Origin of the sequence: Wandonia haliotis (assembly GCF_039523435.1) — a bacterium.
In the GTDB taxonomy this organism is placed as follows: Bacteria; Bacteroidota; Bacteroidia; order Flavobacteriales_D; family Crocinitomicaceae; genus Wandonia; species Wandonia haliotis.
This window is the reverse complement of record NZ_BAAAFH010000002.1, coordinates 46201-60567: the sequence shown is the minus strand read 5'-3', so window position 1 is coordinate 60567 and position 14367 is coordinate 46201. Positions and strand designations below refer to the sequence as shown.

The 14367-nt window shown below is 41.8% G+C and carries 4 protein-coding genes; all 4 read right to left on the bottom strand.

Translation table 11 applies throughout. The features are described from left to right. The coding region (locus ABDZ97_RS00515) for a hypothetical protein (protein WP_343783970.1) at window positions 1-5490 on the bottom strand (5490 nt) is incomplete at its 3' end. Between the two features lie 18 nt (window positions 5491-5508). Continuing rightward, the gene (locus ABDZ97_RS00510) at window positions 5509-11598 is read right to left on the bottom strand and encodes a carbohydrate binding domain-containing protein (RefSeq protein WP_343783968.1); all 6090 of its coding nucleotides are present in this window, start codon (window positions 11596-11598) and stop codon (window positions 5509-5511) included. Between the two features lie 11 nt (window positions 11599-11609). After that, on the bottom strand, window positions 11610-13433 hold the full coding sequence (locus ABDZ97_RS00505; protein WP_343783966.1) for a DNRLRE domain-containing protein: 1824 nt from the start codon (window positions 13431-13433) through the stop codon (window positions 11610-11612). A 22-nt stretch (window positions 13434-13455) separates the two neighbouring features. Continuing rightward, entirely contained in the window at window positions 13456-13878 is a 423-nt protein-coding gene (locus ABDZ97_RS00500) for a hypothetical protein (RefSeq protein WP_343783965.1), read from the bottom strand. Between the last annotated feature and the right edge of the window lie 489 nt (window positions 13879-14367).

Below are 14367 nucleotides of genomic sequence, written 5' to 3'. Positions count from 1 at the left end.
ATACCCCGCTTCCCGGTGATAGTGAATCGCATCCGTACTGCTGTACACCGCTCTCAGACGGTTCAGGGCATCGTATGTATACTCTTGCGTATGTTGATCGATTTTTTCGGCCTGGTACCGTACTTTTTTCATATTTCCACTCAACAGCTCGTACTCATATTGTGTAGACATCTCATTGGTGGGCAACCCAAAGAACGGAAAGTCCTGAATCACTTCTTTTACATTACCGTGTACATCATACGAATAATGGTTCGCCGATTGATAACTAAGCAGACTCGCTGAATACGTTGTAAAATACACCACTGAAGCTACACGCATACGCAGGTTCTCCTGTTGCCCGTTCGCAAACTTGCTTTCTATAGAAGGATCCAGAGGCGCATCGTAATAGGTGCGTGTTATTTCGGTACGTGTCCCGACACTTACCCAGGCTTCAAATCCGGCACCTTTATCATCCTGTTTAAGCATCGCTTCGGATGGTGCAGCCGGGCGTACTACCTGCCCTACTTCAACGGGACGTCCCAATGCATCATAGAACGTATAGCTGTATATACCTGCATCTGCCTGATGCGGATTCTGTGAGACCACAATACGTCCGTAGAAATCATACCAGAACCGGGTATTTCCTTCCTGATCCGGGTTGGTTGTGGTTACCAACTGATTGTAGCTGTTATATCCATACGAAGTAATAAACGAATGATCCGGAACAACACGAGGTGTTCCCGCCAGTCGGGCCGTATTTACATCAGACTGGGTAGTCGCATCGTTTAGAATAAAATCGCGATCACGTCCTTCGGGAGCTACTGTTTGTACAAGATTACCCGCCTGATCGTAATAGAACAAAGTGTGTTGATAGATGTTAAAGGGTGCTGTATACTCCATCACTTCTGTTTCAAACGCCTGTGAACAGGTTGCCATGTATTGCTCATAGAAAGCTACCCGTTGGGTTTCAATATGTCGCGCATACGCCTGATTGGTTTCGTAAATAATCATCCCCAGATCCGGCTCATAACAAGGTGGACGAAGTGCCATACCATCCGTCCAGTCCGGTAAATCCGTACGGCATAACTGCGCCTGAGATCCCGAACACACACAATCCAGCAGAGACAGGCACGTCGTATTTCCCTGTATTTTTCCCGGGAACAGTTGTCCGCAGGAAAGGTAATACACCTGTACTTCAAAACTTCCATCATGCGAGCAATCCTGCACCCCTGTAGGTTGCAAATGCGCAAACCCTACGATCTGTTCAAACCCAAACTCAGCATCTACGGGTAATTCCAGTGTAATGGAACAATTAATCTGGGTTACCGGATCTTCAAAATACAGAATGCGTTCATCAGAAGTACTCCCCGGTTCGGAATAGAATTCACGGAAAGGTACTTGCGGATTTTGTGCCAGCGTTTGCGCAAAAATGATATTATCCGCAATCAGGTTCACCGGAGCTGTATCCGGAGCCATCAGTTGTCCTCTGCGCGCAATCAGATTCAGAATAGGCGCTAGCAATTCCGCAGCTTCGCTTAATTCACAAAAGGGTTCCGTTTCTGAAGTACACTGTTCTTTGAGTCCCTGGTACTGGCTGAATGTATAGTGCTCTCCGAAGTAGTAATTCATGTAATTGGTATACACTTTTTCGTAATTCACATCTCCTTCTGATATAATCGGTCCTATGCGGTCCATAAAAAGGCTATCTACTTCAGTAAACAACTCACAACCGATACACTGATCACAGGCCATTTCAGCAGGAACAAGGATTGTGATTGCAGCCCGCGCGCCAAAAGAAATTTTATCACACTGACACAGCAGATAGTCGGCATCCGGAATCCCTATACCAAACTCCTGTAGCAATACATCCTCTATACTGGAATAGTCTCCGGGAGACGCTTTATAAATATCGGACGCTGTTTCCAGCATATCACAGGCACAACTATCCATTTCTGCGGCTCCAAACTCGCTAACAGCGCCGGGAACCCCCATGTCACTCATCAACAACGGATTACACAAATTCGTTGCATACCCTGACCCCAATATTCCATTGAGAATCGTATGTACATCTTCGTAAAAATTGCCCGCATAGGTAAACCCGGTGTTATCCGTCTCCATCACTTCTGCACACAGGTCCCCAAGTTCCAGTTCCAGTTGTGTCAATTGAACGGGGGTAAAACCGCACGCCGAGAGCTGATTGACCCACTCTTCCACTCGACTGTCACAGTAGGCATCTCCCGCTGCTCCAACCTCACCCTGAACAGTAGTTAGCAAATCACTCATATCATCTTCCAGTAAATACGGTAATAAGCGACTTCCTTCAAAACGGGGTTGTTTGTCCGAATAATCTGCCGGGCTGTCACAAGGCTGACTCCCCGATTTCAGGGTGTTGTATGTTCCTGTCCCTCCATCAATTACCGCATTCGGATCAAACGCTGCATTGCCTATACAGCCGTTATAACAACCATTACTCAAGGCATACTCCTGTTCAGCCAGGTAATAGTACTTTTTCTTCAGATTTTTATATAACTCTACGTATTTTAACCAGATCAAATCTTCATAGCATTCAAAATTGCTCACTCTGGCTATTTCATTCCAGTTATAAGCATCCATGCTATAAGCGGGGAACATCACCGACCAGATCGCTACGTCCAGTAATGTGTAATAAAATCCGCCTCCCACATCGTAGTAATTCAATGCATCATTCAGCATATCCGAATAATAGGAAGCTCCCGCTCCCCCGGTCTGAAAAAACGGATCCAGCGCAGTTGCACCTGTCCCACACCCCGCTGTAAACGTATAACTTGTATACGCATGACCGAAATTGGTAATCATACCCGTAGTCACACCCAACGGATTGTACCAGTCACCGGAACAGGCATCACTATGGGACGTAATGGCTCCCATTTGTGCATCATAATCCCGCGAATCCTGTTGCGAAGTACAAAAGGAGTAATAGCAATATTCCGGGTGAAACTCTACCAACGCATTGGCCCAACCCGAACGCCAATACAGTATAAAATCTTCGAAAAAGGAAAGGTTTTGTGGTGTTGTAAGGTGCTGCCCGCTCGCATTAGTCGTAACCAGAACCGGGTTATCTACAGCTGGAATATATCCTCCGCTACCATCGTCAAAAATTTCGATATAGGACACCGTAACACCATCCGCCTCCTTATATGTAATGGACGGGCTTTTCCAATTTCCTCCCAGACTATTTGTTGTATTGAATACGGACAAATCAAATAAAGAAGGATCCTGTGTATGTACTCCCCCTGACCAGAACTGATACTCACCATATTGTCCGTTCGGGCTTACATCCCGCTTCAGGATACTCAGATAATCAGCGCATGTCATCCCTTCACTAATCAATGAAGGACCTTCTTCCACCTGTTCACAAACGTCAAATACAGTCTGTTCATAAAGTGTATTAAAAAAATCAAAATAACTGGAGGAACAATTTCCTTCGTTGGCTTCAATACACCAATACACCGGAAGCACTTCCTGTGCAACACGTAATTCCTTTGTGATCACATAAACACCTGCAGTCACCGTAAAAGGTTCACTGAAAACATAGCTCTGTGGAGTTTCGCTGCAGGAGCCATCAAGAGTATAACCTGTAAGTTCCGCCAGGTCACTTCCGTTTATATACCGCGCTTCATCCTGTACGATATCACCACAATCATCTTTTACAACCAACGTAAGCTCATAAATACAGTCAAAGCACAGTTGGGATTCTGCACAGAAAGTATCAAAATGCCCCGGAGTAAATCCATAATTAAAGGCTACTTCAGCATCAGTATCAAAGAACACGTGTTGGGTCTCTCGACTGATTCCGTCCGAAGGAGGATTATTTTCGTCAACACCATCAATCAGTGAAACCGTCATCGTAACCGCTCCCACATCGTGAATTTCATCCACATTTGTTGGCGCATTACCTATCAACCCACTCGCAATAACGCGTCCTGCCATATCATAATATTCGACGTAGTGCTGTCCGTTCGCATCACGCATTACCCGTTTTTGATAATGTGTATTCATCCCCACATCTGTTCCAAAAAGAACGTTGAGTTCTTCTTGTGAAGGAATCACATAAAAGAACTCTGTTTCATGTCCATTACCAATCTGGAATTCCTCTCCATACGCCCCAGCACGCTTGATTCGTCCCGTCTGATCCGGCATATACTGAATCCGTGCAAAAGGGAAACCGTCTGCATCGGGGATATACGCATTTTCCCGTTCTTTATCCGGATTATTATCCGAATAGTATTGCCCAGCGCCATGGTTTTGGGAAAATCCTTCACTTTGAGGAATACACGCAATCATAGGATCTGTATCTTCATCAAAAAATGCCGGACCATAATTTACTAAAGGGTTACTTTCGGGACGGTTGAACGATTCGTAATACGAAAGACTTTCTCCTTCTACAGGAGTTCCTAAATCACTGACCACCGGGCGACCATGATAATCATAATATACATTGGATACAACAGCCTGTTCCGTCTCCGGATTTCTTACCACTTGCTGTCTTCCCCGGCCTAATCCATCCGCAAAGCCAATACTTTCAAAACGTTTCCCTTCTTCCGCATATCCTACCGAATGCGACCAGTTCTTTTCGCCATTTTCCACTTCACCGCTAACCGCCAGTTTATGCGCTGCCGGAAGACCGGATATCATACCACTTTCATTCGCATTCCATGCTCCTTCTTTGCGGTACTCAAAATTGGTACCCTGACGACCAATTCCACGCACTCTGAAAATAACATATCCATGATCAAACAACTTAGGTAACCGGTAGGTAGTTCCCAACACCTCAACACGTGTAGAGTTTTGGTAAAAATCATACGGAAGACTTGTCTGAGCTACATAAACACCATCCTCATCCGTATAGTCATTAATATGTACATACTCCAGTTCATATTTTACAGCTCCCTGATCTCCCTGCCAGTAAAAAGTAATATACTCCGTTTCACTTACTGCATCTATTCCCACTCCTGTTAACGGAGTTCCTGCATAGGTATACCCTCTGTCAACTTCAATTTCACTTCGCAGAATAACGGCTGCAGCCGATAAGCTTCCTCCCACGCTCACTACTTCCAGATCAACAACATGACCTCCTGAGAACAGATAAGTAGCTCTGTCATCCACAACTATTGTTCCATCCGGATCATACGTCACCTCCAGAATTTCCTGCGTAGTATGCACTATAAACAATTCGTCCTGCCAGGTAATATCGACAGTAACCTGTGTATTACCTGCCGACACCCCCGTCAATGGAACCGTCGGATCGTAAAACAAACTTACCCGGTTTTCTACCCGCAGATTCTTAAACTCATCCTCCCAGGTAGTCGGATTCATTTCCATATAATCAAATTTCTCATCGGCTGTTGTTACCTGCATGCCACTGCTAAGTACTCCACTCAGCTCATTGGTATACAATTCCTTTTGTCCGAAGGAAAAACTTGTAATAAGCGAGAACGTAACTAAGAAAAATAGAGCTTGTAATATCTTCATTTCTTTTCGTATTAGCAGTTAGTTATTCGTATAGCGTTTGCGAATCCCCGTTTCCGTTTCCGAAATCGTTTTGACCCCTTCTACCGTCTCAACCCGAACGCGAACCAGTCGCCGGTTCTCATCATAATTGTAGAACGTCGTATAGTTGTATCCGTCATGTGTAGCTATCGGTAATAAATGATCCGGATGATAGACCGTTGTCGTCATTTCCGAAAGCACCGGATGAATCCGGAAATCATCCACATACAAATTATCGGAAGTAGTATTCGGTATGGTCACATAAACGGGTATTGTTGCTATGGCCGGAACCGTAAAACGTCCTTCTACCCGCTGCCATCCATCAATGACAGGGCCTGACGGAGTCATTGTATAGGTTGTACCGTTGATCTTCACATATACCTCTACGTCTGTATAATCCGGCGCACCGGTATTCTGTTTCACCCAGGTGCTTAACACATACTCGCCCGGATAGGGAGAAAACCGTTTGATGCAATCACAAACCGGAGCAATATACTCTCCTTCAACGATCCGGTTTACAGTATCCTCGCAAGGTAATGAAGTTCTCCATCGTGAAACGTATGCTGAATCTCCCGGTTCGATTTTCATACTGTACAATCCAGAATGTTTCTCTTCTTTGGTAATTTCTACCTGAGAATCATTCGAAACGGTAAAATCAAAGTGATAATAATCAAAATTAGCAGGAGAAGGAACCAACTCTGAAACAAGGTATCCGTATTCTTCAAAACCTTCAAATACCAATTGGTTGGTTTGCGCATTTACCGCACTGGCCACTGGAATTAATTTGAATAGTTTATTATAGCCATACAAAACAGCAGCATGAACATCCAACGGATCTTTTACATTGGCGGGTTTCGCAAACTCATCAAAGCTGGTAATCTGCTGTAATTCTCTCCATCTCTGATAATCACCTTCTGTTGTCAGATCCGGATGTCCTGTCTCATAAATTTTGTGCCATGCACCATTATTCAACGCGTAAAAGGGTTTGTAATTCTCTATTTCAGCATCTTTATGGATACCGTCCGTTACACTTTCTCTTTCTTCCTGAAAAGCCAACTGACGAACAGGATACAGACTTGTGTATACACCATATTGATTAAACGGATTAATTTTTATCGGGTTGATCAAAGGCCACCCTGCATCTGTTGGGCAGGGAACATCATAATTAAAATCATATTCAACAGCACTGACCGATAAGATATCCTCGTCCGGAAATAGGAACGAAGATCCTACTACAGGATTTTTTTTCGTCGTTACCTGCATCATGGTCTCTGTCAGACGGTTTTTTCGGGCAGAAACCATCATTTTTACATCCACCTGTTCGCTCGTTGTATTGAAGCGATCACCGTCTTCGTTGATTATATTTCCGCCATTTCCTCCGGTTAATGCCCACCCTGTTTCTGTTGTAACCCCATTAGAAATTTGTACAAGATCACCATTCACTAAAGGAGGAATGGTTCCGCTGAAAGTCAATGTACCATTATTAAGATTTACATTACTGAGCGTCAATGTTTCATTACTGTATCGATTCTCAAAATTCGTATGATACCAGTGAGAAGGATAGGAAACAGAATACAGTTTATCATTAAACTCGTCATTCAGTGAAGAGACTATTACCATTCCGGAATACCTGTCCCATACCAGATTTTCAGCACTGTTCCTGGATCCCAGATACGTCGTCTCTACTTTATTGAGTATGGCAGACCTGTTCAGGTGTTTATTAATCGTATGTGCATAAAAACCTTTTCGTGTTTTGGCCTGAGAAAAGTTAAAAATAGGCATCGGTAAGATCGGTAAAGGAATATACCAGGTAAGATCAATCCCCCCTCCGATGGTCATTGTAGAGGCATCATGCTCAATAAAACGAGTATCCGCATAAATATCATACTCCATCGCTATTGCTTCCTCGTTCATACCACCTGACCGATCAAGCATATTTACCCTGTTATCGGCATCATACACATAATTTGATAACTGGATGAGATTATCGTCCCGGTCATAAACACTTACCTTTTTTACTTTTCCGTGAAAATCGTTTGTCACAACCGTGTAGCCCTGACTCAAACCTTGCAGCAGTACTTCTTCGGAAGTGAAAAAATTGTTTCTCTTTACTCTTGCTGATCTGTCAATAGGTGTAAATCTCACCCGCGTAGGTTTATCTTTTGCCGTAAAAAATACCGTCTCCTGACTTCCGACTGTATTCTGTGTAACTCCGGCTCTTTCTTTAAATCGGATATGAACACGTTCATACCCGACAACAGGAGCAGGGAATAACAATTCTCCCACCGGTTCAACCGTAAAGCGCGTTTCATCGGGGAATTGTTTAATTTCATTTTTATACACGGACCAACTATAGAAAGGGTTGACTACATTCCCCAAAGCCGGTTCATAAGCCGCAATTCCACTTGTGTACTTCTTAACGACATCATTATTGTCCAGATCCGCATGATCATACGTATATTCCCAGGTGTATTCTGATGCATCTTCCGAACTGGTCATATTTTCCCAGTTATCCGAATAGGTTATTGATTTCACTCTGGAATTACCTCCTATTGTATATCCCCTCGGATCATACAACCGGATAAAACTATTGTCCGAATCGAACGAATGACAGTATCCTTTTTTATTCAATTGTTTATTCAAATCTGATCCGAAAGCCACTGATGCATCAATATCATTTGAATAATCGCAGTTGGTTACCTGAGGATTCGACCAGTTAAAATTACAATTCCCGTATACTACATCCGGAATATTCAAACGGGCATACTGCCAGGCTGCTTTTTGAATGGGATTTACCTTGTAGTTGGAAGAGCCTTCTTTATCCTTTATGTCTTCATCTTTTAGAAGAACATAACCAATCTGGTTACCTCCGTACTCTGTCACTCCCATCCATTTGATAATGTCTGCGAATCCAAGAATATTCTCATAACTGTCACTAACGGAAGGATTGACAAATACACGGAACTGAAAAAACAACTCATTGAGAAGTTTTCCGGTTGTTTCATCTCTAAAATACAGATCAGTTATTTTCTGATTCTTTTCCGCAGCTGTACCTGTTATTGGTCCCATTGAATTATCCAACTCAAAAAACAGAATTGTAAAGGGCTGCTTACGATCTGAAGAATTAACCAACTTTTCATCAGCATTGGCAAAACCATTCACCAGGAAGTCAGGAAAAGTAGTCATTCCTAAAACCTTAAAGGTTCGCATTGCCTTTTTATCCTGTGTGTGGGTATAACGATCCGCCTCGTATTCTACAGCAATTGCTCCACTCGAAGGAGTTATGATTTTTTTCAACTTCCAGGCTTTTGCGTAAGCATTAGCCAAACTCAATTGCTGTTCTGCAAACGGATAATCCAGATTATTTTCAGAAGAATTATTGGGTTTATAACCACCCCAACGGTTCATATCAAGGTAGGAGAAAGACGGATTATCAAACGTTCCTCCCTGATCATAAACAAACTCATAAGGAGCCAGTTTTCCTTCATTTGAATTCCCTCCTGAAAAGTGTATCGATTTCAATGTGAGTTTTCCTGAATCCGTTGGAATACCATTTGCTGTATTACTATTGGAAGGAGTTCCGGGACAAAGTGAATAATCATACTTAAAACTAATTACTTTAAGAGGAATCGCATTAGTTCCATTCTCGGTTCTGTCACTTCTGTTATACAAAACAATTTTTTCCAGATAACGTAAATCCTGATCAGAATCCAAACCTCCATTTTCATCATTTACGCCATGTCCATCTTTTCGTTTAACGGATCTGGGATCGTTCAAATGAAATTCAACTATGTAATTTTTTGTCTCAATTGAATGGGCATACCAAACTTCTTTTTCACCGAAACTATAACTCGCTACATCATCAAAAGGTGTAGAAAAATGTCCCTGATTCAGTTTGGCAGAATTCGCTTCGTAGGGAAAACGCCATTTATAAGGAGTTGTCGCATCATAAATACGTGTGTAATTAAATTTATAGTAATTCCCCATGTCATCAGCAGTAGGACCATCCCCGAAACGATCTACATAATCGGAACTGGTCATCAATGACAATAAGTGGGAATGTGCATACCCCGGGATAGTTGTTTTTTCATAAAACCCGTTTCTGCCCCGTGCGTTATTCCATGAATTATCTACACCCGGGACATAGCTTACATTACCGGTAGCTGTAGTTGCATAAAAATTCTGGGTTCCTGCCAAACCTCCGGCATTAAAACGAATCTCTGATTCCCCCATATTATAAACCGGTACATCAAAATAATACTGTAATCCGTTTACCGCTGTAGCTTCAAAAGCTGAAATATGATGTCCCTTTCTAAGTGTTCCGTCGACACGATTTATTTCGATATCCACTGGATTTATCCAATCCCCTTCATCTTTATACCGAACCTTGTCTTTTTGAAGAGTCGAAACATATACATCTCCGGTATAAGGTCGGTAATAGTTGGCTCTTACCTGTTCGGGACTAGGTGCATTCATTAAGGAGACTACATCCAGGCTCTGATTACTAGAAGGAGCCTCTAACTCAGAATCCATAAAAATATTATCGCCGGCTGCGTACATTTTTGCCCGTAGTGGTTCTTCCCCCGCAAAATCTCCCCATCTTTCCATATCCCGGGGAGTAGGCTCTCCAACCGCTTTAAAAAAGACTTCCTTTTCAATTCCGTTCTTGTTTTCTGCATTCCAACGAAACAGCACTCCTAATAAATTATCCCAGACCCCTGATTTTCCGGCAGAAGCAACATCTCCCTGCGAATATGTCGCTCCCAGAATTAAGCCATTAGGTGTTGAATAACCTCCTGTCACCTCTACTTCTTTATTCGTTCCTTCATTGTAAATATTCACAAGGGGATCTCTGAGTGTACCGACATCATTTCGATGTCCTCTTACACTTCCGGCAATTCCCATTGCAGAAACATTAAAAAAATCATACGTTGGCGCAGAAAAAGGAAGTTTTACCATTTCTTCCGAAAATTCGGAATCACGTTCACGATTAAAATCCATCATAGGTAAAGTAGCTGCTTTTGCCTGTTGACCTTTTCCAAGATGGAAATAACCATATGCAGGAGAACTTATTGTTTGTTTGTTAAGCGTGATCAGGTCGTTGAAGTAATAATTCGTAGAAATAAATGATCCATAAAATTGAATCGCCGTTAACCGCACCACTCCTTTTAAGCTATTCGTACTCGTTTCATTATATCCTAAACGGGGAAGATCAAATTTAGGTACAGAAGTCATCGTTCCTAATGAATACGACGATCCATGTGACATTCCTATTCCACCTCCCGAAAACTTTTCCGTATTCCCGTTTTGCGTAACTTCCTTGTCTTTCAGCGAAAAGGAATGAGACAAACCAAAGTGCGTTGACTTCAACCCCTGTCTACTGGAAAAACTACTGGAAGCAGTAAATCCTCCCCCCCCCTGAAATCCATTAATAGCATAATCTCCGCCTATCCCGATGGAGTTATTTCTTCCCACTCCATTCTGCGAATCCATACTAAATCCAACTCCCCAGTTAAAGTTCAGGTGATCCCCTACATTCAATGTTCCGTTTAATCCAAAATCCCAGGTTGTACCTTTTCCATTATATGAATTCATATACGTACCGTATAACAAACTCATTCCCAGTCCACCTCCTGCCCCATCTGCAAAACTCACTGAAATACCTGAACGGGTTCCCAACTTATTACCATCAGTTTCATAGTCTTTCATCCCGATAGAACGCTCCACTTTATCTTCCCCGTTAAAGTCATCTGGGATACCTCTCATATCACGCGAAACAGATCCTACGTTTAAATCCCATCCTAAACCTACCCAGGAAGCATCCTGAAACATAGATACATTTGAGTTATAGGAGATCGTAATCGGATACCCATCTACATCTAATAAAGGAATCGAATACGAAAAATCTCCGGTAAATTCATCTACCATTCCTGCTGTAGACCCCAAAGTATAACCGGAAGTTTCTGTTTGCGAAGGCCCTACCTGTGAGTAGACCGGCTGTTGAACAAGCACAACCGGAAGAAGTATACAGTAAATCAACAGTACACTAAGTACTTTCGTTACCGGATGTTTGCGAATTTGTTGTATCATAATGACTTTGATTAATTAACTTTCTTAAAATTCAGATAGCGTTTCGTTCCATCTATTTTATAGATAGTAAGTGTATGAGGTTCATCAACAGGCAGTGATATTCCTGATAAATCAAAAATGTGATAATTGCCATCTGTTCGGTGAATCACTGCTGACCCGATACCTGTAGGAGCTCCAGAATGTCCCGAAGAAGCGATTATGGTATTTGAACTATTTCTGATCTCAAATTTCAACTGTTCTCCGGTTTCGGCATCCTCCAGTTCATTAAAATAAAATCGGATAACCGGACGATACAAAAGATAGACTCCACCATCGGGTTTCTCTTTCAATGTGACATATTCCGGGCAAGTAAGCGTGACCTCAAATTCCATTTGAGGTCTATATCCTATGTTTGCAGTATAATCCGATGAATACACATTGACCATCCTATTCGCATTTACAGCCGGATTTTCCAATTCCAATAAAAAACCATAATTCGAACTTGTTCGCCAATACTCCCAATATTCCTGCACATCAATAACTTGATCTCCTGTAGAGGTAATTCCTGTTGCTTTCTCAATAAAACTAGAAAAAAGAGGTTGATGATTGTGTGTAACAATATGTTCTTGCCAATCCTCTGCAATCAAGCGTAGAAAGGGATTGTTTCCGGTTCCTGAATTACTGGAAACCCGTATTTTTAAATCGGCTTTATTTATCTTTAAATTCGGGTCATTCGTCAAAAGAAATCGCAGTAGTGATCTATAGTCAAAGTATCCTACAATACCATTCGTACTGTATCGTCTCCTAACCAGAAATGATGCAGTATTTCCATAATTCACATCTCTAAGATCCGAAGATATCGTTTGGAAATTGGTGATATAAGTATCATTGACATAATTGGGACCCGGATTATAGGAAATACTTACCTTCTCACATTCCACACCAACGATAAAAGACATATAGCTCTCCACGCCAAGACCATCTGTCACCTTTACACCGTACCAACCATAATTCAATCCGCTTATTGTCGGAGAGTTCGTTCCGATAGCACTCCCTGAACTGTTGTACCATTGATAGGTATATGCTCCATTTCCCCCACTGGCAGAAGCCGTAATCGAACCGTCTCCTGAACTTGTTCCTGAAGCATGTATTACAGATACCAAATCGATTTCAATCGGCAATACGTATCGTACAATAAGCCGTGGACTATGATACAATGGGATAACAAATCCTCCAGACAACTCTATATAAGAAGTCCCGGCCTCTCTTGATTTGTACGAATTCGAGTTATCTGCTACGGCTGCCGGATCCCGATCAATAAGCATACCATGGTTTAGGTGCGGATAATTGATCCAGCGTTGTACCATAGTAGTTAAATTCAGCTCATCAAAATGATGAAACTTAACATTTGTATCCCAGGGCCAACTATTTACTGTTGGTATTTCTGTAAATTCATATTGTGTAGTTTCCGTTGGAATAGTATTCCAGGTAACCGTTGTTTCACTCCAATCTTCTGTCAATTGCTGAAATAAAAAACTAAAGGGAGTTCCACTGTTTACTTCCAGTATTAATTCCGCTGATGTGATAATTGCATTCTCTGGGATAGAGGATAAATCGAATTTGAGTAGACTTTTAGTATTGAAGTTAAAAGAAATTGTACTTCTGCTAACTCCTATATTAGTCGTAGTCCCAAAGTTGGTAGTTGGCATTAATGATGTCAACAACACGTCGGCAGATGATTCTATAGTGACTGTAGTCTGTGCTGAAGTCAGTCGGATTGAAAGCAACAAAGCCATCAGAGCTACGACATAAGCATATCGCCCCCTTACAGGTAAACAGTTTTGATCAACAAACATAGTATACTTCTTGTATTAGCAGTTAATGGATAAATTCAAACGTACTGAACAACTCCGGATTCAATAAGTAATCCTTCACCCGTACATGGATCGTATAATCAACTTCGTTCATGAAAGGGATGAAGTCCAGGATAAATTGATTATCTGTAAAACTGGCCGCTTCCGTTTCCAGTCGTGCCAGGTCATACTTTACCCGATAGATGGGGTGCTGGCTGGTTTTCTCCAATACTTCCACAAACAGTTCTCCGAAAAAATCGTAATCCGCTACGTATAAACTGAGCTTCAGTAAGGGGATTGTCTGTGTAGAATCCAAAGGGGAAGTAACTTCTCCTTCTTCATAAATTGAGACGGATACACTGTCCATTTGAGTAAAGGCGGTTTGAACCGACAAAGAGAAAAATAAAAACAGGCTACTAGTAACAATACGCGTTCGTTTTCCCATCATGTAGTAAATTAAAGTTAATCTGTAGTAATAAGTAACGATTGTTGAGAGCGTTACAAAATTTGACTTCAAATATAGTTTTTTGAGATAAAGCAGACGGGTATTTCAAATAAATTAAACCTTTTTGTACATCCTAAAAACCTTTTTTAACAATGTGTTAGGGGCTTACTCAAAATCAATAGCGATAAAACACATCAAATTTGATGGAATAAAATACCGTTGTTTTTAATATCATTTTTCGCTTTTAAGCATGTTTATATGCTCTCACATACGTAGTCTTATTTGATTAGAATTCTGAACGATTGGCTAAGTGAACGCAAAAAACAAGGGCGAAGAGCAACGGAGCTTGTTACACCCTTGTTTTTATGTTTTTCTGAAGCTGTGAGGGTAAGGAGGAAGACAGCTTTACCTATTGGGCTATATTTTATCCTGATCGTACATTGATATGGTTAAAGAATTGGTTAAAAAATGAATGATTGCACTTTTTTAAGA